At 63.9% G+C, this 23,798-nt stretch carries 18 protein-coding genes and 1 riboswitch; of the genes, 9 read left to right on the top strand and 9 right to left on the bottom strand.

Features of this window, described 5'->3' with window-relative positions:
* Nucleotide 1: 1 nt before the first annotated feature.
* The 3 genes from ACNFCH_RS02775 (at nucleotide 2) to trhA (ending at nucleotide 6,473) form a co-directional block, all read left to right on the top strand.
* Nucleotides 2-5,287 (top strand): Hpt domain-containing protein, encoded by a 5,286-nt coding sequence (locus tag ACNFCH_RS02775; RefSeq protein ID WP_416742201.1) that lies wholly within the window; start codon nucleotides 2-4, stop codon nucleotides 5,285-5,287.
* Complete coding sequence (locus tag ACNFCH_RS02770; RefSeq protein WP_337156783.1) at nucleotides 5,280-5,741, top strand: chemotaxis protein CheW; 462 nt, start codon at nucleotides 5,280-5,282, stop codon at nucleotides 5,739-5,741. The genes ACNFCH_RS02775 and ACNFCH_RS02770 overlap by 8 nt, the downstream gene beginning before the upstream one ends.
* Before the next feature lie 114 nt (nucleotides 5,742-5,855).
* A complete protein-coding gene (trhA, locus tag ACNFCH_RS02765; protein ID WP_196162498.1) occupies nucleotides 5,856-6,473 on the top strand; it encodes a PAQR family membrane homeostasis protein TrhA in 618 nt (205 codons plus the stop codon).
* Here the strand turns inward: trhA and ACNFCH_RS02760 are convergent.
* Both ACNFCH_RS02760 and ACNFCH_RS02755 read right to left on the bottom strand, forming a co-directional pair.
* The gene (locus ACNFCH_RS02760; protein ID WP_416742200.1) at nucleotides 6,470-7,189 is read right to left on the bottom strand and encodes a 16S rRNA (uracil(1498)-N(3))-methyltransferase; all 720 of its coding nucleotides are present in this window, start codon (nucleotides 7,187-7,189) and stop codon (nucleotides 6,470-6,472) included. The genes trhA and ACNFCH_RS02760 overlap by 4 nt on opposite strands.
* A 97-nt stretch (nucleotides 7,190-7,286) precedes the next feature.
* Entirely contained in the window at nucleotides 7,287-8,693 is a 1,407-nt protein-coding gene (locus tag ACNFCH_RS02755; protein ID WP_337156780.1) for an adenosylmethionine--8-amino-7-oxononanoate transaminase, read from the bottom strand.
* A 231-nt stretch (nucleotides 8,694-8,924) separates the two neighbouring features.
* Here ACNFCH_RS02755 and ACNFCH_RS02750 point away from each other — a divergent pair, with 231 nt between their 5' ends.
* The 3 genes from ACNFCH_RS02750 (at nucleotide 8,925) to ACNFCH_RS02740 (ending at nucleotide 12,235) form a co-directional block, all read left to right on the top strand.
* Entirely contained in the window at nucleotides 8,925-10,775 is a 1,851-nt protein-coding gene (locus tag ACNFCH_RS02750; protein ID WP_337156779.1) for a flavin monoamine oxidase family protein, read from the top strand.
* A 295-nt stretch (nucleotides 10,776-11,070) separates the two neighbouring features.
* Nucleotides 11,071-11,622, top strand: a complete 552-nt coding sequence (locus ACNFCH_RS02745) for a cytochrome b (protein WP_323113365.1) — start codon at nucleotides 11,071-11,073, stop codon at nucleotides 11,620-11,622.
* A gap of 34 nt (nucleotides 11,623-11,656) precedes the next feature.
* On the top strand, nucleotides 11,657-12,235 hold the full coding sequence (locus tag ACNFCH_RS02740) for a YceI family protein (RefSeq protein WP_196162503.1): 579 nt from the start codon (nucleotides 11,657-11,659) through the stop codon (nucleotides 12,233-12,235).
* 66 nt (nucleotides 12,236-12,301) lie between these two features.
* On the opposite strand, the gene ACNFCH_RS02735 is transcribed toward ACNFCH_RS02740, so the two are convergent.
* The 5 genes from ACNFCH_RS02735 to ahcY all read right to left on the bottom strand — a co-directional run bounded on the left by ACNFCH_RS02735 (nucleotide 12,302) and on the right by ahcY (nucleotide 18,850).
* A complete protein-coding gene (locus ACNFCH_RS02735) occupies nucleotides 12,302-14,203 on the bottom strand; it encodes a DEAD/DEAH box helicase (protein WP_337156778.1) in 1,902 nt (633 codons plus the stop codon).
* Nucleotides 14,204-14,422: 219 nt separating this feature from the next.
* A complete protein-coding gene (locus tag ACNFCH_RS02730; RefSeq protein ID WP_337156777.1) occupies nucleotides 14,423-15,211 on the bottom strand; it encodes a substrate-binding periplasmic protein in 789 nt (262 codons plus the stop codon).
* Nucleotides 15,212-15,259: 48 nt separating this feature from the next.
* Nucleotides 15,260-16,336, bottom strand: a complete 1,077-nt coding sequence (locus ACNFCH_RS02725) for a hypothetical protein (RefSeq protein ID WP_337156776.1) — start codon at nucleotides 16,334-16,336, stop codon at nucleotides 15,260-15,262.
* Between the two features lie 93 nt (nucleotides 16,337-16,429).
* The gene (gene metF / locus ACNFCH_RS02720; protein ID WP_196162507.1) at nucleotides 16,430-17,275 is read right to left on the bottom strand and encodes a methylenetetrahydrofolate reductase [NAD(P)H]; all 846 of its coding nucleotides are present in this window, start codon (nucleotides 17,273-17,275) and stop codon (nucleotides 16,430-16,432) included.
* 165 nt (nucleotides 17,276-17,440) lie between these two features.
* Nucleotides 17,441-18,850 (bottom strand): adenosylhomocysteinase, encoded by a 1,410-nt coding sequence (gene ahcY, locus ACNFCH_RS02715; RefSeq protein ID WP_323113367.1) that lies wholly within the window; start codon nucleotides 18,848-18,850, stop codon nucleotides 17,441-17,443.
* A 21-nt stretch (nucleotides 18,851-18,871) separates the two neighbouring features.
* A riboswitch (S-adenosyl-L-homocysteine riboswitch) is annotated at nucleotides 18,872-18,967 on the bottom strand.
* 179 nt (nucleotides 18,968-19,146) lie between these two features.
* On the opposite strand from ahcY, the gene ACNFCH_RS02710 reads away from it, so the two are divergent.
* Nucleotides 19,147-19,548 carry an acyl-CoA thioesterase gene (locus ACNFCH_RS02710; protein WP_070090552.1) on the top strand — a complete coding sequence of 134 codons (402 nt, stop codon included), beginning with the start codon at nucleotides 19,147-19,149 and terminating at the stop codon, nucleotides 19,546-19,548.
* Between the two features lie 191 nt (nucleotides 19,549-19,739).
* Here the strand turns inward: ACNFCH_RS02710 and ACNFCH_RS02705 are convergent, their stop codons facing one another.
* Complete coding sequence (locus ACNFCH_RS02705) at nucleotides 19,740-20,975, bottom strand: cation:proton antiporter (RefSeq protein WP_416742199.1); 1,236 nt, start codon at nucleotides 20,973-20,975, stop codon at nucleotides 19,740-19,742.
* 214 nt (nucleotides 20,976-21,189) lie between these two features.
* Between ACNFCH_RS02705 and ACNFCH_RS02700 the strand changes: the two genes are divergently transcribed.
* Both ACNFCH_RS02700 and ACNFCH_RS02695 read left to right on the top strand, forming a co-directional pair.
* The gene (locus tag ACNFCH_RS02700; RefSeq protein ID WP_416742198.1) at nucleotides 21,190-22,023 is read left to right on the top strand and encodes an EamA family transporter; all 834 of its coding nucleotides are present in this window, start codon (nucleotides 21,190-21,192) and stop codon (nucleotides 22,021-22,023) included.
* A gap of 30 nt (nucleotides 22,024-22,053) precedes the next feature.
* Nucleotides 22,054-22,440 (top strand): MAPEG family protein, encoded by a 387-nt coding sequence (locus ACNFCH_RS02695; protein WP_196162511.1) that lies wholly within the window; start codon nucleotides 22,054-22,056, stop codon nucleotides 22,438-22,440.
* Between the two features lie 105 nt (nucleotides 22,441-22,545).
* Here ACNFCH_RS02695 and ACNFCH_RS02690 read toward each other — a convergent pair whose 3' ends face one another.
* Nucleotides 22,546-23,697: a murein transglycosylase A gene (locus ACNFCH_RS02690; RefSeq protein ID WP_416742197.1), complete on the bottom strand. Its 1,152-nt coding sequence runs from the start codon at nucleotides 23,695-23,697 to the stop codon at nucleotides 22,546-22,548.
* Between the last annotated feature and the right edge of the window lie 101 nt (nucleotides 23,698-23,798).

The following is a 23,798-nucleotide window of genomic DNA, read 5'->3' as shown; positions in this document are numbered from 1 at the left end:
GATGGCTGCTTCAGCAGTGAGCCCCGAACGCCACGACACTGTCGCTCTCGCATGGGTCAAAGCGCCCATCCTCGATTGCCTGGGGCAGGCCCGTCAGGCCTTGGAGCGGTTCGCCAGCGAGCCGGGCGATCCGGCGATGCTGGCTTTCTTCGTCGACAACCTGCATCAGGTCCAGGGCTGCCTGCGCATGCTCGAACTGCGCGGCGCGGCGCATCTGGCCGAAGAGCTTGAGTTACTGGGACGGGCCATGGCTGATGGCCAGGTCAGCCCGCGGGGTGACTGCCTGGGCGCGCTGTTCCGGGGGCTCGAGCAATTGCCGCCGTATCTGGAGCGACTGCGCGGCTCGCGGCATGACCTGCCGTTGGTGGTGGTGCCCCTGCTCAACCAGTTGCGCAACTGCCGTGGCGTCGAGCCATTGCCCCAGGGCAGCTTGGTCGGCGGCGTGGCGCAGCGCCTGGCTGGGGCGGCCGACCTGGCTGACCTGGACTTGTCCCTGGGCAACTGGCGCGAGCAGTTGCAGGCCGGTCACGGACGCGATGCCCTGCGCTCGGTGGTGACTGCGCTGTGCGATGACCTGATGCGCATCAAGGACCGCCTGGACCAGTACATGCGAGGGGACCGCTCGCAGCACGAGCAACTGGAGGCCCTGTTGGCGCCGTTGCGCCAGGTGGCCGATACCCTGGCGGTGCTTGCTTTCCAGCAGCCGCGCCGGGTGATCATCGACCAGGTGCTGGTGCTGCAGGCCCTGGCTCAGGGTGAGCAGGCGGTGGACGATGCCGTGCTGATGGATGTCGCCGGTGCCTTGTTGTACGTGGAGGCCACGCTCAACGGCATGGTCGGCCCGCTGGAAGAGAGCGGCCAGAGTGGCCTGCCGGGAGCGGATCTGACAGAGATTCGCCAACTGGTGCTCAATGAGTCCCTGGCGGTGCTGCAACAGGCCAAGGATCTGATCGGCGACTGCCTGGAGTCCGGCTGGCCAGCGGAGCGCTTGCAGCCGCTGCCGGGGCTTTTGCATCAGATCCGTGGCGCACTGACGATGCTGATGTGGCCTGAGGCCGCCGAGGTGTTCGGTGGCTGCGCCGGTTTTGTGCAGGGTTGGCTGTCACACCTGGAACAGCCGCCACCTGCAGATGAACTGGCGCACCTGGCCGAGGCCCTGAGCGCCGGCGAATGCCATGTGCAATGGCGGGTAGCCGACCCGCTGGTGGATGCCCAGCCGTTCATCGACAAGGCGCGGGCCAGCCTGGCGGCGCTGGGCGTGGCGTGCGGGCAGGCCCATGCCAGCGTCGAGCTCGAAGCGGTCGATGACGAATTGCGCGATGTCTTCCTCGAAGAGGCCGGCGAACTGCTCCCGGAAATCGAACGCCACTGGCTGCGCTGGCGCGCCGACAATGCCTTGCGCGAGGCTCTGGTCGAGGTGCGCCGGGCCCTGCATACCCTCAAGGGCAGTGGGCGCATGGTCCATGCCGAGGCGCTGGCGGAGCTTGCCTGGGGCGCCGAGCACTTGCTCAATCGTGTGCTGGAAGGCCGCATCACCCTCGGCGCCGACGGCGTGCTGGCCCTGCAGCAGGTGTTCGTCCGGCTCCCGGACCTGCTCGCCGACTTCGCGGTGGGCCATCTGCCGTCGCGGGTCGAGGTCGAGCCGTTGTCCAGTCATCTGCACCATCTGGCGATCAACGATGCGCCCGTGCCCGCGCAGGTCGACGGGCTCGACCCGCAATTGCTGGCGATCTTCGGCAACGAGGCCCAGGGCCACCTCGCCAGCCTGGAAGCGTTCCTGCGCGATGCCGATGGCCATGGCACGCCTGTCAACGACAGCCTGCAGCGCGCCCTGCATACCCTCAAGGGCAGCGCGGCGATGGCCGGGGTCCTGCCGATCGCCGAGCTGGCGACCGCCTTCGACCGTTTGGTGCGGGAATACAAAGGCCATGAATTGCCCTTGCAGGTGGCGGAGCTGGAGTGGCTGGAGGCGGCGCGCGCCCTGTTCCATCTCGGCCTTGCCCAACTGGGCAGCACGCCGTTGGCGGCCATTGCGGGGGCGGCGCAGTTGATCGAGGAAGTCGGGCAGTCGGTGGATGTGCGCCTGGCCTTCCTGCAGCAGGACCCACAGCACAGCCATCGACCCAAGCGCGACCCCCAACGAATCACCACATTCCTGACCCAGGGCATGGACATCCTGCTCGAGGCCGAGGCCCTGTTGTCGCGTTGGCAGGCGCAACCAGGCGACCGTTCGGTACTGGAAACCCTATTGGACGAGCTGACCACCCTCGGCCAGTCGGCGTACTTGGCCGAGCTGTGGCAAGTGGATGAAGTCTGCGAGGCGTTGCTCGACCTGTATGGCGCGGTGGAGGAGGGCAGTTTGGCCGCCAACCCGCGATTCTTCGACTTGGCCCAGCAGGCCCATGAGGCGCTGCTCGACCTGTTCGACGAGATCGCCGCCGGCCAGGAACTCAGTGCGCGCGTCGATTGCATCGCGGCCATGCGTGGCCTGTTGGACGACGCCCTGGATCCCGGAATCATGGGCGTGGTGGGGCAGGATGCGGTGGCCCCGCTGGCGGCCTACCCGGCACCGAACGATCCGGCATTGGTGCAGCTGTTCCTCGACGAAGCGGGCGATATCCTCGACGGTGCCGACCAGGTACTGGCGCAGTGGGCCCAGGACCCGGACAACTTCTCGGCGCTGTCGACCTTGCAGCACGATATCCAGACCCTCAAGGGCGGTGCGCAGATGGCGGCCGTGGGTGTGGTTGAGGTGCTGGCGCAGGCGCTGGGTGCGCTTTATGAGGACCTGGTGGACCGGCGTCTGGGCGCCACGCCCCTGTTGCTCGCGCTGCTGCGCCGCGGCCATCAGGCCGTCGGGCAGATGTTGCAGGCCCTGCGCGATGGGCAGGCGCCGGCTTCGGCAACGGCGCTTTTGGGCGAGCTGCGCGAGTATCGCCATGCGCCGCCAGCGCCTGCGGCCGTCGAGGCGGTGGCGGACGACGCCCAGCGCTCCAACGACAACGAACTGCTGGAAGTCTTTCTCGAAGAAAGCTCGGACATCGTCGAAAGCGCCGCCGCTGCGTTGGCGCGTTGGCAGGCCGATCCGCGCAACAGCGTCGAGGTGGAGAACCTGCTGCGCGACCTGCACACCCTCAAGGGTGGGGCGCGGATGGTCGAGATCGCTGCCATCGGCGACCTGGCCCATGAACTGGAATTCTTGTACGAGCTGCTTGCCGCCGGGCGGCTGCCGCCGAGCCCGCCCCTGTTCGCCCTGTTGCAGAACTGCCACGACCGCCTGGCGCACATGCTCGATGCGGTACGCCTGGGTCAGCCGCTGCATGCGGCCACAGCGCTGATCGACTATATCCGCAACTTCAGCAGCGCCGCTTTGACCGACAGCGCGGCGGGCCAGGCCCCGGTCGAAACGCCCTCTCCCGAGGCGCCGGCCGCCACGCCGGAGCGTGTGCCGGGCGACATGGTCAAGGTGGACGCCGAGCTGCTGGATGACCTGGGCAACCTGGCCAGCGAGCACTCCGTCATTCGCGGGCGCATCGAGCAGCAGGTCAACGACGCCCAGTTCGCCCTCAACGAGATGGAAACCACGCTTGAGCGGATGCGTGACCAATTGCTGCGCCTGGACATCGAGACCCAGGGGCGGATGTCCAGCCGCTACCCGGCCGAGGGCGACGCCTACGAAGACTTCGACCCGCTGGAGATGGACCGTCATTCCCAGTTGCAGCAGTTGTCCCGAGCGTTGTTCGAGTCGGCCTCGGACCTGCTCGACCTCAAGGAAACCCTGGCCCAACGTGCCCAAGAGGCCTACAGCCTGCTGCAGCAGCAGGCGCGGGTGAACAGCCAGTTGCAAGAAGGCCTCACGGCCACCTTGATGGTGCCATTCGAGCGCCTGGTGCCGCGCTTGCAGCGGGTGGTCCGTCAGGTGGCCAGCGAGTTGGGCAAGCAGGTCGAACTGGTGGTGGGCAACGCAGAAGGTGAGTTGGACCGCAGCGTGCTCGAACGCATGGTGGCTCCCTTGGAACATATGCTGCGCAATGCCGTGGACCATGGCCTGGAGTCGCGTGAGGCGCGCCTGGCGGCAGGCAAGCCGGAGCAGGGCACCATCCACCTGAACCTGCTCCACGAAGGGGCCGATATCGTCATCGAGATGAGCGACGACGGTGCCGGGGTGCCGCTTGAGGCGGTGCGCAACAAGGCCATCAAGCGTGGCCTGCTGGACCCGCAGGCGTACTTGAGCGACCACGAAATCCTGCAGTTCATCCTGCGCCCGGGGTTCTCCACCGCCGAGAAGATCACCCAGATTTCCGGGCGAGGCTTGGGGATGGACGTGGTGCATGAAGAGGTCAAGCAGTTGGGTGGCTCGATGAGTATCGAGTCGAGCCCGGGCAAAGGGGCGCGGTTCTTGATTCGCCTGCCGTTCACCGTGTCGGTGAACCGGGCGCTGATGGTGCACCTGGGGGAGGAGCAGTACGCCATCCCGCTCAACACCATCGAAGGCATCGTGCGTGTGCCCCCCGCAGAGCTCGAAGCGTGCTATCAGTTGAGCGCGCCACGCTACGTCTATGCCGGACATGAATATGACCTGCGCTACCTCGGCGAGGTGCTGCAGGGCGGCGGGGCGCGACCGAGTTTGCTGGGGCAGAGCGTGCCGTTGCCGGTGTTGCTGCTGCATTCCCAGGAGCAGTCGTTCGCCATCCAGGTCGACAGCCTGTCGCCGAGCCGAGAGATTGTGGTCAAGAGCCTGGGGCCGCAGTTCGCGGCAGTGCCGGGCCTGTCCGGAGCGACCTTGTTGGGGGATGGCCGGGTGGTGCTGATTCTCGATTTGCTCGGCCAACTGCGCGGGCAGCAGCGGCGCCTGGCTCGCCTGCCGGGTGGCTACGGTGGGCCGCGCCCGGTGTTCGGCCCGGCACCGCGTCAGCGTCTGCTGGTGATGGTGGTGGACGACTCGGTCACCGTGCGCAAGGTCACCAGCCGTCTGCTCGAGCGCCACGGCATGAGCGTGCTGACGGCCAAGGATGGGGTGGATGCCATGGCCCTGCTGGAGGAACACCGCCCCGATGTGCTGCTGCTGGACATCGAGATGCCACGCATGGACGGTTTCGAGGTGGCCACCCGCATCCGTCGCGATGCCCGCCTGAAGGACCTGCCGATCATCATGATCACCTCACGTACCGGTCAGAAGCACCGCGACCGGGCCATGGCCATCGGCGTCAACGATTACCTGGGCAAGCCATATCAGGAGTCGGTCCTGTTGCAGAGCATCGCCCATTGGAGCCAGCCCCATGCTTGAGTACATCGCCGGCCAGCGCAGCAGCCTGACCGGCCTGCTGCTGCCCTTGAGCGACCGCACCTTGGTGCTGCCCAACGTGGCAGTGGCTGAGTTGATCGGCCAGCGCGCCTTCGCCTGCCAGGCGGGCGACCCGGCCTGGCACCTGGGTTGGATCGACTGGCGCCAGCAGCGTCTGCCGCTGATCGGCCTGGAGGCCGCTTGTGGCGGCGAGACGGTCTGTGGCGAGCGGGCGCGGGTCGTGGTGCTCAACGCACTGGGTGATACCGGCCTGCGCTACCTGGCATTGCTGCTGCAGGACATCCCGCGCTCGTGCAAGCTCGACAGCCAGCTCAATTACGTGGATGTGCCGTTGGCGAGCCTGGAACTGGCGGCGGTGCAGGTGGGTGAGCAGGTGGCGCGGGTGCCTGACCTGGCAGCGCTGGAGCGGATGGTGCGTGACGCGGATCTTCACTAGCTTCAAGTTGTAAGCTTCAAGCGGCAAGCTGACCGTGTTGGGCTCGCCCATCCGCGTGCTTTGCTTGAGGCTCGCAGCTTGAAACTTGAAGCTGTCAGGGAGGTCAGTGTTTGCATGTATTACGGTGAACGCTTCAATGCCTGGACGCACCTGGTCGGTGCCGTGCTGGCCTGTATCGGAGCCATCTGGCTGATCGTCGTGGCCGGGTTGCAAGGCGATCCGTGGAAGATCGTCAGCTTTTCCATCTACGGCAGCACCCTGCTGCTGCTCTATAGCATCTCCACGCTCTACCACAGCACCCGTGGCCGGGCGAAGGTGATCATGCGCAAGCTTGATCATCTGTCGATCTATCTGCTCATCGCCGGCAGCTATACGCCCTTCTGCCTGGTCAGCCTGCGCGGCCCGTGGGGTTGGAGCCTGTTCGGCGTGGTCTGGGGCCTGGCCTTGATCGGCATGCTCCAGGAGATCAAACCGCGCTCCGAGGCGCGGGTGCTGTCGATCATCATCTATGCGGTGATGGGCTGGATCGTCCTGGTGGCGGTCAAGCCGCTGCTGCACAGTCTGGGTGGCGCCGGCTTCGCCTGGCTGGCGGCCGGCGGGGCGTTCTACACCATCGGCATCCTGTTCTTCGCCTTCGACAGCCGCTTTCGCCATTGGCATGGCATCTGGCACCTGTTCGTCATCGCCGGGAGCCTGATGCACTTCGTCGCGGTGTTCTTCTACGTGCGTTAGAAGTCGCCCCACAGCTGCTGGGCCACCGACAGCGCGACCACCGGCGCGGTCTCGGTGCGCAGGACGCGTGGCCCGAGGCGCGCTGCGTGGAAGCCTGCCGCTTTGGCTTGGTCGACTTCGGCGTCGCTCAAGCCCCCCTCTGGGCCGATCAGGAACGCCAGGCGGGCAGGTCGCGGGTGGCTGGTCAGCGGTTCTGCGACCGGGTGCAGCACCAGTTTGAGGTCAGCCTCGGTGTCCTTGAGCCATTCGGCTAGGGTCGCTGGAGGGTGGATCACCGGCAGCGTCGAGCGGCCGCACTGTTCGCAGGCGCTGATCGCCACCTGCCGCCAATGGGCCAGGCGTTTGTCTGCGCGCTCGTCCTTCAGGCGCACTTCGCAGCGCTCGCTGACGATCGGGGTGATGGCGTTGGCGCCAAGTTCGGTGGCCTTCTGGATCGCCCAGTCCATCCGTTCGCCGCGGGACAGGCCTTGGCCCAGGTGGACATGCAACGGGGATTCAGCCTGGCCGGGCAGCGCTTGGTCGAGGCTGACGCGCACGGTTTTCTTGCCGACTTCGAGCAACTGGCCAAGAAATTCCTGGCCACTGCCGTCGAACAGTTGCACGGCGTCGCCAGGGGCCATGCGCAGCACGCGGCCAATGTAGTGGGCCTGGGCTTCGGGCAGCTCGTGCTCGCCGAGGCTCAGAGGGGCGTCGATGAAGAAGCGGGACAGTCTCATGGCATGCTCGTTGGAAAGGGGGACTCGTCCTCTGTAGGAGCGGTCTTTCGCGGCACGAGGCCGCTCCTACAAGGGATATGCGTTCAGGTTTGTGGGGTTAGCCCGGATCGCGGAAGTCGGGGTGGAAATTGGCCGGCACCGCCACGCTGACACTGCTGCGGGTCGCGATGTCGATGCCTTCGCTGGCCACCTCGGCGAGGAAGTCGATTTGCTCTGGGGTGATGACGTAAGGCGGCAGGAAGTACACCACGCTCCCCAGTGGTCGCAGCAGCGCGCCACGGGTCAGGGCATGCTCGAAGACCTTCAGGCCGCGCCGCTCCTGCCAGGGGTAGGCGGTCTTGCTGGCTTTGTCCTGGACCATCTCGATGGCCAGGGCCATGCCGGTCTGGCGAATCTCGGCGACATGGGCGTGGTCGGCCAGATGGGCGGTGGCACTGGCCATGCGCGCCGACAGCGCCTTGTTGGCCTCGATCACGTTGTCCTGTTCGAAGATATCCAGCGTCGCCAGGGCCGCGGCGCAGGCCAGCGGGTTGCCGGTGTAGCTGTGCGAATGGAGGAAGGCGCGCAGGGTCGGGTAATCGTCGTAGAACGCCTGGTAGACATCGTCGGTGGTCAGGCAAGCGGCCAGGGGCAGGTAACCGCCGGTCAAGGCCTTGGACAGGCACAGGAAGTCCGGGCGGATCCCGGCCTGTTCGCAGGCGAACATCGTCCCGGTGCGGCCGAAGCCCACGGCGATCTCGTCATGAATCAAATGCACGCCATAACGGTCGCAGGCCTCGCGCAGCAGCTTGAGGTAGACCGGGTGGTACATGCGCATGCCGCCGGCGCCCTGAATCAACGGCTCGACGATCACGGCGGCGAGGCTGGCGTGATGCTCGGCCAGGGTCTGTTCCATGAGTGCGAACATGTTGCGCGAGTGCTCTTCCCAGCCCATGCCTTCGGGGCGTAGGTAGCAGTCGGGGCTGGGCACCTTGATGGTGTCGAGCAGCAGCGCCTTGTAGGTCTCGGTGAACAACGGCACGTCACCCACCGACATGGCGGCGATGGTCTCGCCGTGGTAGCTGTTGGTCAGGGTGACGAAGCGCTTCTTGTTCACCTGGCCCTTGTTCTGCCAGTAATGGAAGCTCATCTTCAGTGCCACTTCGATGCACGAAGAGCCGTTGTCGGCGTAGAACACCCGGTCCAGCCCCGCCGGTGTCATGGCCACCAGGCGTTCGGACAGTTCGATCACCGGCTGGTGGCTGAAGCCGGCCAGGATCACGTGTTCGAGTTGATCGACCTGGTCCTTGATGCGTTGGTTGATGCGTGGATTGGCGTGGCCGAACACGTTGACCCACCAGGAGCTGACGGCGTCCAGGTAGCGCTTGCCTTCGAAGTCCTCCAGCCACACGCCTTCACCACGGCGGATCGGGATCAGCGGTAGCTGCTCGTGGTCTTTCATCTGGGTGCAGGGGTGCCACAGGACCTTGAGGTCACGTTGCATCCACTGTTGGTTGAGGCCCATGGGCAGATCTCCTGGCGGGGCTTGCTGAGGCCGACAAGCCTAAGCAATGGGACCGCGCAGGACAACCGACGCGCAGTGCTTGATCACGCCGAAAATTAAATTTCCTGTGCTGGCAGGCACTTGATGTCACTACGCTGGCAGGGTCTGGATACCTGACGTATTCTTAACGCATCTCGTCCCAGGGGCATTCTCCCCCTCTTTTCTGTCACTTCTGATCCGGAGTTCGCCAACATGGCTGCTGCTTGGGTGCGCCTGTGCGCGTTGGTATTGATTGGTGTCTCCAGCGGTGCCGCGCTGGCCAAGGACACAAGCCCCACGGCGATCGTCGTGGGCGGGGGCCTGGCAGGCCTGACCGCGGCCTATGAGCTGCAGAGCAAAGGCTGGCAGGTCACGCTGCTGGAAGCCAAGTCCGGCATGGGCGGCCGTTCGGGCCTGGCCACCAGCGAGTGGATCGGCAACGGCAAGAGCCAGCCGGTGCTCAACCAGTACCTGGACCGTTTCAAGCTTGAAACACTGCCAGCGCCCGAATTCGTGCGCACCCCCGGCTACCTGATCGACGGCGAGTATTTCAGCGCCACCGACCTGGCCACCAAGCAGCCGGCTACCGCCGATGCGCTCAAGCGTTACGAGAAGACCCTCGATGACCTGGCCCGCTCGATCGACGACCCGCTGAACCCGGCCGCCACCAGCACCCTGTTTGCCCTCGACCAGCTGAACGTCTCCACCTGGCTGGACAAACTGCAACTGCCTACCACCGCACGCCAGCTGATCAACCAGCAGATCCGCACCCGCTACGACGAGCCGTCGCGTCTGTCGCTGCTCTATTTCGCCCAGCAGACTCGCGTGTACCGGGGTGTCAGCGATCGCGACCTGCGCGCCGCCCGTCTGCCAGGTGGCAGCCCGGTACTGGCCCAGGCCTTCGTCAAGCAACTCAAGACCATCAAGACCAGCTCGCCGGTCACCTCGATCGTCCAGGACAGCAAGGGCGTGACGGTCAAAGTCGGCAGCGTTGGTTACCAGGCTGATTACCTGGTCATGGCCGTGCCGCTGCGCGCCCTGGCGAAGATTCAGATGACCCCAGGCCTGGACAGCCAGCACCTGGCGGCTTTGAAGGGCACCAACTACGGTTGGCGCGACCAGATGATGCTCAAGTTCAAAAAGCCCGTCTGGGAAAGCCGAGCGCGCATGTCCGGTGAGATCTTCAGTAACGCCGGCCTTGGCATGCTGTGGATCGAACCTGCTCTCAAGGGCGGCGCCAACGTGGTGATCAACCTCTCGGGTGACAACGCCCGCCTGCTGCAGGCCTTTGGCGACAAGCAGATGGTCGATCAGGTGTTGATCCGTCTGCACGCGTTCTATCCGCAGGCCCGGGGCGCGTTCACCGGTTACGAAGTACGCCGCTACAGCACCGACGCGGGTACGGGTGGTGCCTACCTGGCCTATGGCCCCGGCCAGATCAGCAAGTACTGGCGCCTGTGGGAGCGTCCGGTGCAACGCATGACCTTCGCCGGCGAACACACCGACGCACTCTACCCAGGCACTCTGGAAGGCGCGCTGCGCAGCGGTCAGCGTGCCGCCAGCCAAGTGCAAGACCTGGCGGCCGGCAAGTCGTTCGATCCGGCCAAGGCCGCACCGGTCGCCGCCGCAGCTGCTGCGGGTGCCACCGCCGCTAAGGGCAAGGGCGGTTTCTTCTCCAACCTCTTCGGAGGCTCATCCGACAAGGCTGACAAAGCACCTGCCAAGGCCGAAGCGGTGAAGGCCGAAGAAGCCAAGCAGGACAAGCCAGGCTTCTTCTCGCGTCTGTTCGGTGGCGGCGACAAGGTCGAAACCAAGGCTGCGCCGATCGCCAAGGCCGACGAGGTCGCGCCGGTCGTGGCGCCTGAACCTGCGCCTACCCCTGCGCCGGTGGCCAAGGAGGAGCCCGTCAAGCCCGCCGCGAGCAAGGCTGCGCCGGCCAAGCCCACTCAGACCCACAAGCCGGCCGCCAAGCAGGCCCACAAGCCCGCGCCGGTGAAGAAGACCACGGCCAAGTCCGAACCTGTGAAAAAGCCACTGGCCAATACCCAGGCAAAGGCGGGCTGATCGCTCGGGCTGTTCGCGCTTGCACAGCCTAGCGCTGCTTTTTTCGCGGGAGAACCCGCTCTTACAGGGTGCTGCAGTGTTCTCAATGACACTGCTGTCTCTGTGAGAGCGGGTTTACCCGCGAAGAACGCGCCACCACAACTCGCCGCCAAACATCTATCGTTAATGTTTCCTTAATAGGAAACTTCCAAAATACCTATCGTATTTGTCGATAATCCCAAGCGAATTTTTCCGCTTTCTTTCGATACGTTACGCGTTAGTCTGTGCACCAGCTTTCACGGGGAATCACGCCAACATGCAACTGCGCAACTCTGCTTCTCGCTACGGTCTGGTCAGTATTGTCATGCATTGGGGCGTGGCCCTGGCGGTCTTCGGGCTGTTCGGCCTTGGCCTGTGGATGGTCGGCCTCGACTACTACAGCCCCTGGCGCAAGTCCGCACCCGACCTGCACAAGAGCATCGGTCTGGTGTTGTTGGCAGTCATGGTGCTGCGTGTGCTTTGGCGTTTCGTCAGCCCGCCACCGCCAGCGCCGGCCAACCACGGCGCGTTCACCCGCCTGGCTGCGAAGCTTGGCCATGCGACGCTCTACCTTGGGCTGTTCGCCGTGATGATTGCCGGGTACCTGATTTCCACCGCTGATGGGGTGGGCATCCCTGTATTCGACTGGTTCGAGGTTCCGGCGCTGGTCAGTGACCTGCCCGATCAGGCGGACACCGCCGGGGCCATACACCTCTACCTGGCCTGGGGGCTGGTGATCTTTGCCATCCTGCATGCCTTGGCAGCGCTGAAGCACCATTTCATCGACCGTGACGCGACCCTGACCCGTATGCTGGGCCGCAAAGCTTGACTCTCTACCTCAATTGCATAGGAAGGAAGTAAGGATGTTCAAAAAGACTTTTGCCGCACTGGCGCTCGGTACCGCACTGCTCTCCGCCGGCCAGGCCATGGCCGCTGAGTACAAGATCGACAAGGAAGGCCAGCACGCGTTCGTCGACTGGAAGATCAGCCACCTGGGTTACAGCTTCATCCACGGCACCTTCAAGGACTTCGACGGCAACTTCACTTGGGACAGCGCCAAGCCGGAAGACAGCAAGATCAACGTTGCACTGAAAACCGCGAGCCTGTGGTCGAACCACGCTGAGCGTGACAAGCACATCGCCAGCGCCGACTTCCTGGATGTGAAGAAGTATCCGGAAGCCAAGTTCGTCTCCACCGGCGTGAAGAAGACCGGCGACAAGACTGCCGACGTGACGGGCGACCTGACCATGCACGGTGTGACCAAGCCGGTCACCTTCAAGGCTACCTTCAACGGTGAAGGCAAGGACCCATGGGGCGGCGAGCGTGCCGGCTTCAACGCCACCACCACGCTGAACCTGAACGACTTCGGCATCAAAGGCCCAGGCCCGACCTCCCAGACCCTGGACCTGGACATCAGCGTCGAAGGCGTGAAGCAGAAGTAATTCGCTTTGCCCTAACGAAAACGCCGCCCATTGGGCGGCGTTTTCGTTTGCGTAGGCGCTGCGGGATCAGCCCTTGCGGGTCAGCAAGGCTGGACGCTCACCGCGCGGACGGCTCGGCAGATCATCGAGCTGCTCTGGCGTCGGGTAGCGATCGAGCTTGGATTCCTTGCGGATGATCACCGGCTGGTGGGTTTCACGCGGGCTGCGAACGGCTGGTTCCTGGCGGGAGAAGTCGTCGCGGCTCGAGGAGCGATTGCGACCGCCACCATTGTTGTCGCGACGTGCACCACCGTTGTTGTTGCGGGCACGTTTCTCGCCGGAGCCCTGGCCCTGGCTCTGACCTTGCCCTTTGCGCTGGCCGCCGTTGCTGCGCGGCTGGCCGCTGCCAGTGCGCTGGCCTTGGTTTTGGCCTTGCTGACCACCATTGCCGCCAGGACGACGGTTACGGCCTTGGTTCTTGGCGTTCTGGTAAGGACTGACGTAGTCGGCGCGGTTGCCGAAGTTGTCGATGTCGTCGTCCAGGAACTCTTCCGGATCACGGTCCACCGGGGCCGACGGCATGGCGCTCTGGCCTTGGGCCGCTTGCTGTTGGCGTGGCTTCTTGTTGCGTGGCTTGCGCTGCTGCTGGGATTTCTCGCCGGCCTTTTCCTGCTCGGCTGGCTTCTCGGCGGCGTGCTGCTTGGCCTTGCCTTTATCCTTGCCTTTGTCCTTGCGACCGCCGCTGCCGTCCTTGCTGCCTTCGGCGCGCTGCTGGTTGCGACCACCACGGCCGTTGTTCTGCGGGCGTTCGCGGACTTCCGGTTTCTCGGCTTCCACCTGGCTTGGGTCGAAGCCCATCAGGTCACCGTCCGGGATCTTCTGCTTGGTGACCCGCTCAATGCTCTTGAGCAGTTTTTCCTCATCAGGCGCGACCATGGAGATGGCTTCGCCCGAGCGGCCCGCGCGACCGGTGCGGCCGATGCGGTGGACGTAATCTTCCTCGACATTGGGCAGCTCGAAGTTGACCACGTGAGGCAGTTGGTCGATATCCAGGCCGCGCGCGGCGATATCGGTGGCGACCAGCACGCGCACGGTGTTGGCCTTGAAGTCGGCCAAGGCCTTGGTGCGGGCGTTCTGGCTCTTGTTGCCGTGGATCGCGGCGGCGCTCAGGCCGTGCTTTTCCAGGTACTCGGCCAGGCGGTTGGCGCCATGCTTGGTGCGGGTGAACACCAGCACCTGCTCCCAGGCACCGAGGGTGATCAGGTGGGCCAGCAGGGCACGCTTGTGGCTGGCCGGCAGGCGATAGACCCGTTGCTCGATACGCTCGACCGTGGTGTTCGGCGGCGTGACCTCGATGCGCTCAGGGTTGTGCAGCAGCTTGTCGGCAAGGTCGGTGATGTCTTTGGAGAAGGTCGCCGAGAACAGCAGGTTCTGGCGTTTGGCCGGCAGGCGGGACAGGACCTTCTTGACGTCGTGGATGAAGCCCATGTCGAGCATGCGGTCGGCTTCATCGAGGACCAGGATTTCCACGTGGGACAGGTCCACGCTGCCTTGACCGGCCAGGTCGAGCAGACGGCCCGGGCAAGCGACCAGGACGTCGACGCCCTTGGCCATGGCCTGGATCTGCGGGTTCATGCCGACACCGCCAAAGATGCAGGCGCTGATCAGGTTCAGGTCACGGGCATAGACCTTGAAGCTGTCGTGTACCTGGGCCGCCAGTTCGCGGGTCGGGGTCAGCACCAGTACGCGTGGCTGGCGCGGACCGTGACGCTGGGATTTGTCAGGGTGGCCACCCGGGAACAGACGCTCGAGGATCGGCAGTGCGAAACCGCCGGTTTTACCAGTACCTGTCTGGGCGGCGACCATCAGGTCGCGACCTTGCAACACGGCGGGAATGGCCCGCTGTTGCACCGGAGTGGGCTGGGTATAGCCCGCAGCCTCGATAGCGCGGACAAGAGCCTCGGAGAGACCGAGGGAAGCAAAGGACATGGGCAATCCTGTTCTCGTGGGGGCTGGGCCCGATGGGATGATCTGCCTGGCGCGACGGGCATCGGCGAGATGCGATCGCGTCCGGTCCAGCTGGGCATTCACTGCGCATCCGGGAAGCGGCGGGTGGCACTGGGAGTGCGTTGCCGACGGGTCGAGATGCCTGTTGCGAGGCCGAGCGTCCGGGCGTGAGCCGGGCGGGAAGGCCCGAGTATAACAGAGCTATCGCGGTGTGCTGCGTTCGTGCTGCTCAACGGCGTCAGGAATATTGCCAAGGTCGCTGTCGTACCGGGCATTGATGGCCGCATAGGCGGGGTCCTGCTTGAAGCGTCGCAGCTCGTCGGCGAAGGCCTGGGCCAAGCGTTCTCGCCCGGGCTTGTGCGCCAGGCCGAGGTACTGCGAGTGTCGGCTGATCACCAGGGGCAGCTCCTGGACCTGTCCCTCAAGCCCCAGTTGCCGGCGTAATTGGCGCCCCGCACGGCGGTCCGTGACCAGCAGATCGATACGTCCGAGCATCAACTTGCCGAAATTCGCTTCATGGGTGGGCGCCGGCTCCCGACGAAACAGAGGGGACTCGCTGAATGCCGGGTTATAGGTATAGCCCGGCGAGGTGCCTACGGTAAGGCCCTCAAGGTCTTCCAGGCGTTCGATGGCGTGGGGCTTGACGTTGTTCTGGAACAGTACGAACTCCACCTTGGAGAGCGGTTCGTCCGGATAGAACATGAACGGCTTGCGTGAGTCGATCTGGAAGATGTCCATCACGCCGTCGGCCAAGCCTTGCTGCACCATGGCCAGACAGCGCTTCCAGGGCATGAGTTGCCAGTCGACGTCGATGCCGAGTCGCTTGAGCACTTCGCTGGTGACTTCATAGTCGATGCCCCTGGGTTGGCCATCTTCCCAATAGATGTAGGGCGCCCAGTCGTCACTGACCAGACGCAGGCGCTCCGCCTGGGCAATTGGGCTCAGGCAGACGAGCAGCAGGGCACAAAGAAGACGGATGAAGTCAGGCATGGCGGCAGAGTACGTCCAATGTCTGTCTGGGGCCAGTGAAGCGTATTGTCAGCTTTTGTCAGGTTTGAGCAGATGTTCTTGCACGTCTCGGTATTTGCTCCCCAAAGAGAGGCGCAGGCCAGGATGGTGCAGCAATTGGTGCAGTTGCTCGCTGTCCAGACGCCCATGGCGTTGCTGAAGGTTTTCCAGCGCCTTGTCCCACCAGGCGAAGGTGCAGGCCCGGTCGAACTCATTGGCATAGGGGTAGCAACCATACAGCAGCTCCCGGGCGAACTGGCGTTGGTGGCTGGGCAGGGTCAGGCTCAAGGCTTTGTAACCCAGACGGTGCAAGGTGGGTGGCTTTGGCAGGCGGTCATTGACCAGGGCTACATCAGCCAGGGCCGCCTCGCTCAGAGGGTCATCGCCGTGTTTACGCAGCCAGGCCTGGATCTTGGCGCGGAACAGGTCTTTGCGGCTCCAGTAGTGATGGATGACGTCGGTGCAGTCGGTCACCGTGAGCGTGCGGTAGGCCGCGACGGCCAGGCAGAACTCTTCGAGGGTATAGGCGTTGGGGACGATGGGGTGGAACTCGTCCATCATCGCGATCGACTGGTCGAGTATCGCTGCATCCTCTGCTGCCAGCCCGATGACGCCGGAATTGACCAGGTTCATGTGGTCATCCGCCAGGCCTCGCTCGTGCAGGATGCTACGCAGGCCTTGGTACAGGTCGGTCTTTGGGTTTTCGCCATAGCGTGCGCCAATGGCATTGCACAGCAGGTTGCCAGGCTTGACGCGGCGCAGCAGTTCCATGGGCGATTGACGGAAGAACGTGTCGGTGTCGATCAGCACGGCCTGGGGATGCTGCTCGAGGGCCTGGCGCAACAGCACGTGCTTGCTGCGAAAGTGATAGCCATGGGGCTGGGCCCAGGTCGCGCGGGTTGCGTCGTCGATCAGGTGAACGGTGACCGGCAGCTTTGCGTAAGGCGCGCGATCGTCGGTATGGACCTGAATGTCCAGGACCTGGTTGCCGGCCTTTTTCAGCTGGGCAAGGGCACTGATGATGCTGAAGCAGGCTTCCTGATGGTAGGTCTTTGCGCCGAACGCCAGGTAGATGAGCTGGGGGGCAGTGGGAGGCAAAGGCTGCATGGGCTGCTCGCTAACAGGTCTTGGGCAGGATGAAAGGCTCTAGCCTAATACCAACACCTTAAGTTTGCCTTAAGGACCTGTTAGCGAAATGTGTCAGCGCGGCAGCTTCAGGTTGTTCCAAATCGCCAGGCTCGGCTCGGCCTGGTTCAGTGTGTAGAAGTGCAGGCCGGGGGCGCCGCCTTGCAGCAGTTGCTCGCACATGCGGGTGATCACCTCTTCGCCAAACGCCTGGATGCTGGCGGTGTCATCGCCATAGGCTTCCAGCTGCTTGCGAATCCAGCGAGGGATTTCAGCACCGCAGGCATCGGAGAAGCGCGCCAGCTTGCTGTAGTTGGTGATCGGCATGATGCCGGGCACGACCGGGATGTCCACGCCCATCTTCTGCGCACGCTCGACGAAGTAGAAGTAGCTCTCGGCGTTGAAGAAGTATTGGGTGATGGCGCTGTTCGCACCGGCCTTGACCTTGTGCACGAAGTTGGCGAGATCGGACTCGAAATTACGCGCTTGGGGGTGCATCTCTGGGTACGCCGCGACTTCCAGGTGGAAGTGATCGCCGCTTTCCTGGCGGATGAACTCGACCAGGTCGCTGGCATAGCGCAGCTCGCCATAGGCCATGCCCATGCCCGACGGGAGGTCACCGCGCAGGGCAACGATGCGCTTGATGCCTGCCGCCTTGTACTGGGCGATCAGTGCGCGCAGCTCTTCCTTGCTGTCGCCGACGCAGGACAGGTGCGGCGCGGCAGGAATCTTCACTTCGCTTTCCAGCTGCAGCACCGTGTTCAGGGTGCGGTCGCGGGTGGAACCACCGGCACCGTAGGTGCAGGAGAAGAAATCAGGGTTGTAGCCCGCCAGTTGGCGAGCGACGGCCATCAGCTTTTCATGGCCGGCGTCGGTCTTGGTGGGGAAAAACTCGAAACTGTAGCGGCGTTCTTGTGACATCACTCGTTCCTCGAGCAGCAAGCTTCATGCGGCTAGCTGCAAGTAAAAGCCAGATCGGTGATGGCCGATCTGGCTTGGGCATCGTTCAAGTCCTCGGGACTCAAGCAACAAGCGGCATGGGCGCGGCCTAGCTTTGCTTGCCGCTTGATGCTTCGAGCTAGCCGCTTAGTAGCGGTAGGCGTCCGGCTTGAACGGGCCTTCGACGGTCACGCCGATGTACTCGGCCTGTTGCGGGGTCAGCTGGGTGACCACGCCGCCGAAGCCGCGGACCATCTCCAGGGCGACTTCTTCGTCGAGTTTCTTGGGCAGTACTTCGACGGTCAGACGCTCGGCTTTCTGCGCGGCAGGCAGTTGGGCGAACTTCTGCTCGAACAGGAAGATCTGGGCCAGGACCTGGTTGGCGAACGAGCCATCCATGATGCGGCTTGGGTGGCCAGTGGCATTGCCCAGGTTCACCAGGCGGCCTTCGGCCAGCAGGATCAGGTAGTCGTCGTTCTGCGGATCGAAGGTGCCAGCGCCGGTACGGTGGATCTTGTGAACTTGCGGCTTGACCTCTTCCCATGCCCAGTTCTTGCGCATGAAGGCGGTGTCGATCTCGTTGTCGAAGTGACCGATGTTGCAGACCACGGCGCGCTTCTTCAGGGCCTTGAGCATGTTGGCGTCGCAGACGTTGACGTTACCGGTGGTGGTGACGATCAGGTCGATGCGGCCCAGCAGGTCCTTGTTGATGCCCGCTTCGGTGCCGGTGTTGATGCCGTCCTTGAACGGGGAAACGACTTCGAAGCCATCCATGCAGGCCTGCATGGCGCAGATCGGATCGACTTCGGTGACTTTGACGATCATGCCTTCCTGACGCAGGGACTGGGCCGAGCCCTTGCCCACGTCACCGTAGCCGATCACCAGGGCTTGCTTGCCCGACAGCAGGTGGTCGGTGCCACGCTTGATGGCGTCGTTGAGGCTGTGACGGCAGCCGTACTTGTTGTCGTTCTTGCTCTTGGTGACCGAGTCGTTGACGTTGATCGCCGGAACCTTCAGCTCGCCTTTGGCCAGCATGTCCAGCAGGCGGTGCACGCCGGTGGTGGTCTCTTCGGTGATGCCGTGGATCTTCTCCAGCATCGCCGGGTATTTCTTGTGCAGGATTTCGGTCAGGTCACCGCCGTCGTCCAGGACCATGTTGGCGTCCCATGGCTGGCCGTCCTTGAGGATGGTCTGCTCGATGCACCATTCGTATTCCTGCTCGGTCTCGCCCTTCCAGGCGAAGACAGGGATGCCGGCGGCGGCGATGGCGGCAGCGGCCTGGTCCTGGGTCGAGAAGATGTTGCACGACGACCAGCGCACTTCGGCGCCCAGGGCAACCAGGGTCTCGATCAGCACGGCAGTCTGGATGGTCATGTGGATGCAGCCCAGGATCTTGGCGCCCTTGAGCGGTTGCTCAGCCTGGTACTTGCGGCGCAGGCCCATCAGCGCGGGCATTTCCGATTCGGCGATGATGACTTCCTTGCGACCCCAATCGGCCAGGGAAATGTCGGCGACCTTGAAGTCGGAAAAACCTGCAGGCGTGTTTACAGCGCTCATCGAGAGCCTCCATTCGTAGTGTGCGAATGGGCGCCGTTGTGCGTTAGGCGTCCGCAGTGCGGACAACGCCCCAACCGAGCCTGACAGGCCGAGCCTGCTGCAGCGCCCCTCGGATGGGTGGCGGGATGGCCCCCGTGGCGGGTGGCCATGTGAATCGGCAGGGATTATAGCCGTGGCGTCGTGCCACGCCCAAGGTTTTCTGTCGACTAATCGAGACGATAGTCGATGTTCAATGGAGCGCTGCCGAAGGCTCTGCCATCATTACCCTATGTCAGTCATGCAGGTTAGGAGTACCGATGAATTTCCACACCCGCAAGTGGGTAAAACCCGAAGACCTCAACCCCAACGGCACCCTGTTCGGCGGCAGCCTGCTGCGCTGGATCGACGAAGAGGCGGCGATCTACGCCATCGTCCAGCTGGGCAACCAGCGCGTGGTCACCAAGTACATGTCGGAAATCAACTTCGTCAGTGCTTCGCGCCAGGGTGACATCATCGAGCTGGGCATCACCGCCACCGAGTTCGGCCGTACCTCCATCACCCTCAAGTGCGAAGTGCGCAACAAGATCACCCGCAAGGCCATTCTCACGGTCGACAAGATGGTTTTCGTCAACCTGGGGGAAGATGGCCTGCCGGCAGCGCATGGGCGTACCGAAATCAAGTACATCCAGGATCAGTTCCCCGATACCGCGGTGGAGTGATTTCGCAGGCAGCTTCTGCAGGCGAGCGCGATGCTCCGTAGAGGCAGCCTTATGCCGCACAGCAGGCCGTGGTGGCAATGGGGCTGCTTGGCAGCCCATCGCAGGCTTCGCCAGTGCCTACAGGTATAGCGCTGTACCTGTGTAGGAGCGGCCTTGTGCCGCGAAAGGGCCGCCAAGCGGCCCCGGCCTTTTCAAGGCTGTGCACTGACCCCGCGCACCACCCGCCCGATGCTCAAGCCCTGCACCAGGATCGACGACAGCACCACGATGTAGGTGATCGACAGCAGCAGGTCACGCTCGGCGCCTACGGGCAGCGACAGTGCCAGAGCTACTGATACCCCGCCGCGCAGGCCACCCCAGGTTAGTACGCGGACGGTGCCTTTGGGCACGCTACGCCAGCGGCGCAGCAACACGATCGCAGGCGCCACGGTCAGCAGGCGCGACAGCAGCACCGCCACGGCCAGCACGGCCCCGGCGGCCAGGTGCAGCCAGTTGAACGGCAGCAGCAACAACTCCAGGCCGATCAGGGCGAACAGCAGGGCGTTGAGCATGTCGTCGATCAGTTCCCAGAAACCATCCATGTAGCGACGCGTCATGTCGTTCATCGCCAGGTTGCGCCCCAGGTTGCCGATGATCAGGCCGGCCACCACCATGGCGATTGGCGCCGAGACGTGCAGTTCGTAGCACATGGCCGAGCCGCCGATCACCAACGCCAGGGTCAGCATCACCTCGACCTGGTACTGCTCGACGCTCTTGATCATGCGGTAGGTGGCGTAACCGATCACGCCGCCAAAGACGATCCCGCCGATGGCCTCGCGGGCGAACAACAGTGCGGTGTCGGCGAAGCTTGGCGCCTCGCCGAGCTGGACGATACCCAGCAGCACGGTGAACACCACCACCGCCGTGCCGTCATTGAACAGCGACTCGCCCACGATCGTGGTCTTGAGTGGCTTGGAGGCATTGGCGGTACGCAGTGCGCCGAGCACGGCGATCGGGTCGGTGGGGGAGATCAGCGCGCCGAACAGCAGGCAGTAGATCAGCGGCACGTTCCAGCCGAACAACGAGAAGACCCAATGGGCCAGATAGCCGATCACCACCGTGGCGATCAGTACGCCGAAGGTGGCCAGCAGGCCGATCGGCCAGCGGTAGCTGCGCAGATCGGCGAGGTTGACATGCAGCGCACCGGCGAACAGCAGGAACGACAGCATCCAGTGCATCAACAGGTCGTTGAAGTCGATCTGGTTCATCAGCCCCTCGACGCGTGCTTCCAGGCCGGGGAAGCCGATCAGGCTCAGGCCCTGGAGGATCAAGGAAAACAGCAGTGCGGTGACCATCACGCCAATGGCCGGTGGCAGGCCTATGAAGCGATAGTTGACGTAGGTGAGGAGGGTGGTCAGGCAGATAAAAGCGGCAACAAGTTCAAGCATCCCAAATCCTGTAACAGTGGCTTCCAAGTCGTTACCCGAAGCGCTCGGGCAGTTCTTTGATGACCTGGTGAGCGTTTCGGGACACACCTTATGACCCAATCCGTGGGATTCGTTCCGCCAGACAGGGCGCCGACTCCTACATCGGGCCCGGAAATCGATATAGTGTCGGACAATCAGGCCAACGAGGGCCTGGACTCTGTGCAAGGACCCTCCCGTGTTGGCAACTTCGCTGGTTTTGGTCGCGGCCCTGCTCCACGCGACCTGGAATACCCTGATCAAATTCAGTGGTGAGCGCCTGCTGGTGATCGCCAGCATGGACCTTGTAGCTCTGGCTTTCGCCGTGGCGGCAGTGGCATTCGTAGACGTTCCACCTGCGCACATCTGGCCCTGGTTGCTCGCTTCGGCGCTGGCTGAGCAGCTGTACCGTTTTCTATTGATCCAGGCGTATCGGGTCGGCGACCTGGGGCTGGTCTATCCTCTGATGCGCGGTTTGTCGCCCTTGGTGGTGCTGGGGCTGACACTGGCCTTTGCCGGCGAATCGCTGAGCGACAAGCAGATCATCGGCATTCTGCTGATTCCTTGCGGCATGGCCTGCTTGTTGTGGCAGGGCGGCGGCGGTGACCGCCTGCCGTGGTCGATGCTGCCGGTGGTCGCGCTGATCGGCCTGTGCATCGGTTGCTATACCTGGTTCGATGGCAGGGCCGTGCAGCTTTGGGGCAAGCCGTTGGATTACCTGGTCTGGTTGACCTTGCTCAGTGCCTGGCCCTTTCCGCTGTTGGCAAGCGTGGCGCGGCGGGCGCCATTCGTGCTGTTCTGGCGCACTCAATGGCGCCTCGGGCTGGCAGTGGGGATATGCGTGCTGCTGAGCTATGCCCTGGTGTTGTGGGCCATGCACTTGGGGTCGGTTGCTGAAGCTGCGGCGCTGCGGGAGTTGAGCGTGATCCTCGTGGTGCTGCTGGGCATGCGTTACCTCAAAGAACCTTTTGGCGGGCTAAGACTCCTAGCTTGCGGGCTGGTCCTGGCAGGCATGCTGGTGATGAAGCTCTGAAACCGACCATTTGAACAAGGAGTCCTATCCATGACCGTTGCCCTGTGGTGCATCCTGATTGCCATGATCCTGCCGCCGCTGTGCGGGTTGACGGCGAAGCTGAGCAGTGGCCGTTTCGGCCTGCGAGACAATCACGACCCGCGCGCCTTCCTCGATACCTTGTCGGGCCTGCCACGGCGTGCCCATGCTGCCCAGCAGAATAGCTTCGAGGCCTTTCCGGCATTTGCCGCCGCGGTGCTTGTCGCCGACATCGTCGGCAACGCCGAGCAGGTAACGCAGGATGTGCTGGCGGTGCTGTACATCACCAGCCGCCTGCTCTACATCATTTGCTACCTGGCCGATTTGGCCATCCTGCGTTCGTTGGTGTGGTTCGCCGGGCTGGCGCTGATCGTGGCGTTCTTCGTGGTCTCCATTTGAAGCCGGGTCGCTTTCTACGCGGGTAAACCCGTTCCCACAGGTGCTGCGTTGTTCTCAAACATAGCGCTGTGCCGGTGGGAGGGGCCGCGAAGAAGGCTCATCGACTCAAGGGACTTTCGGCACCTCAGGCAGCGCCGCCCCCTTGGGCCACAGCATCCAGATCTGCCCTGGCTGCTTCATGTTCCCGGCCAGCTCGCCGGCCTCTGGACCAGTCCCCCAGAACAGGTCCGCGCGAACCTCGCCGGTAATGGCGCCGCCCGTATCCTGGGCACCCACCGGTCGCACCACCGGGCTGCCATCCGGACGGGTGGTGGACAGCCACAGCAGGCTGCCCAGGGGGATCACCTTGCGATCGATGGCGACGCTGTAGCCAGCGCTCAGCGGTACGTTCAGCGAGCCGCGTGGGCCTTCGTTGCTGTCTGGACGGGTGCCGAAGAACACGTAGCTGGGGTTGCTGGCCAGCAGTTCGGGAACCCGCTGTGGGTTGGCCTGGGCCCAGGCGTGAATGCTGCCCATGGTCACGTCTTCTTTCTTCAACTGACCTTGCTCCACCAGCCAACGGCCGATGGGGCGATAGGGGTGGCCGTTCTGGTCGGCGTAGCCCAGACGCAGTTGGCGCCCGTCTTCGAGCTGAATACGCCCGGAGCCTTGGATCTGCAGGAACTGCAGGTCCATTGGATCGGTCAGCCAGGCCAGTACCGGTGCTTTTACGCCGTCGCGGTTGATCACTTCAGCGGTATCGTAGGGCTTGAGTACGCGGCCATCGAGGCGCCCGCGCAGGCGTTTGCCCTTGAGCTCTGGATAGACGCTGGCCAGGTCGACCACGATCATGTCCTCGGGAATGCCATACACCGGCACGTGGGCGGCATCGGTGCGGTTGAGGCTTCCGGGGTAGACCGGTTCGTAGTAGCCGGTGATCAGGCCGTTGGCGTTGTTCTGCGCCGAGCGCAGGCCGTAGACCTCCAGGCTCTGCTGCAGGAAGGCGCGGACCTGGGCGGCGTCCTCAGGCATCCGCGCCGCGGCCTCGCAGGTAGCGGCCCAGACCGGGTCACGCTTGAGCTTTTCGCAACCATTGCGCCAAGCCTGGAAACCCGCCAGCAGGTCGTCATCACTGACGCTTGGCAGGTCTTGCCAGGTGGCCGGGGCGTAGGTCGCCACGGCGTGGGGTTCGGGTTTGGCGTTCTCGCCACCGTTGCAACCGACCAGCAGGGCCAGGGTGGGAAGCGCCCAGGCAAAGTGGCGCAGAGCAGATCTCATGGTTGAATCCTTGAATGGGCGGCGTATTCGGGCTGCCCATGTTTTTCGTAAGGGTATTGGTCTTTGTCGAGCAGGCGAGGATACTGTTGGCCCTTTCCCTC

It is taken from the genome of Pseudomonas sp. NY15354 (assembly GCF_048068075.1).
GTDB classification, from domain to species: domain Bacteria; phylum Pseudomonadota; class Gammaproteobacteria; order Pseudomonadales; family Pseudomonadaceae; genus Aquipseudomonas; species Aquipseudomonas guariconensis_C.
Note: the sequence above shows the minus strand (reverse complement) of the source record. Positions and strands in the feature narration are given on the sequence as shown.

Coding starts and splice junctions, on each gene's coding strand:
- ACNFCH_RS02775 (WP_416742201.1), top strand. CDS start 2: ATGGCTGCTTCAGCAGTGAGCCCCGAACGCCACGACACTGTCGCTCTC.
- ACNFCH_RS02705 (WP_416742199.1), bottom strand. CDS start 20,975: ATGCTTGAACTTGTTGCCGCTTTTATCTGCCTGACCACCCTCCTCACC.
- ACNFCH_RS02760 (WP_416742200.1), bottom strand. CDS start 7,189: ATGAGACTGTCCCGCTTCTTCATCGACGCCCCTCTGAGCCTCGGCGAG.
- ACNFCH_RS02755 (WP_337156780.1), bottom strand. CDS start 8,693: ATGGGCCTCAACCAACAGTGGATGCAACGTGACCTCAAGGTCCTGTGG.
- metF (WP_196162507.1), bottom strand. CDS start 17,275: ATGTCACAAGAACGCCGCTACAGTTTCGAGTTTTTCCCCACCAAGACC.
- ACNFCH_RS02750 (WP_337156779.1), top strand. CDS start 8,925: ATGGCTGCTGCTTGGGTGCGCCTGTGCGCGTTGGTATTGATTGGTGTC.
- ACNFCH_RS02770 (WP_337156783.1), top strand. CDS start 5,280: ATGCTTGAGTACATCGCCGGCCAGCGCAGCAGCCTGACCGGCCTGCTG.
- ACNFCH_RS02740 (WP_196162503.1), top strand. CDS start 11,657: ATGTTCAAAAAGACTTTTGCCGCACTGGCGCTCGGTACCGCACTGCTC.
- ACNFCH_RS02690 (WP_416742197.1), bottom strand. CDS start 23,697: ATGAGATCTGCTCTGCGCCACTTTGCCTGGGCGCTTCCCACCCTGGCC.
- ACNFCH_RS02745 (WP_323113365.1), top strand. CDS start 11,071: ATGCAACTGCGCAACTCTGCTTCTCGCTACGGTCTGGTCAGTATTGTC.
- ahcY (WP_323113367.1), bottom strand. CDS start 18,850: ATGAGCGCTGTAAACACGCCTGCAGGTTTTTCCGACTTCAAGGTCGCC.
- trhA (WP_196162498.1), top strand. CDS start 5,856: ATGTATTACGGTGAACGCTTCAATGCCTGGACGCACCTGGTCGGTGCC.
- ACNFCH_RS02725 (WP_337156776.1), bottom strand. CDS start 16,336: ATGCAGCCTTTGCCTCCCACTGCCCCCCAGCTCATCTACCTGGCGTTC.
- ACNFCH_RS02730 (WP_337156777.1), bottom strand. CDS start 15,211: ATGCCTGACTTCATCCGTCTTCTTTGTGCCCTGCTGCTCGTCTGCCTG.
- ACNFCH_RS02710 (WP_070090552.1), top strand. CDS start 19,147: ATGAATTTCCACACCCGCAAGTGGGTAAAACCCGAAGACCTCAACCCC.
- ACNFCH_RS02695 (WP_196162511.1), top strand. CDS start 22,054: ATGACCGTTGCCCTGTGGTGCATCCTGATTGCCATGATCCTGCCGCCG.
- ACNFCH_RS02735 (WP_337156778.1), bottom strand. CDS start 14,203: ATGTCCTTTGCTTCCCTCGGTCTCTCCGAGGCTCTTGTCCGCGCTATC.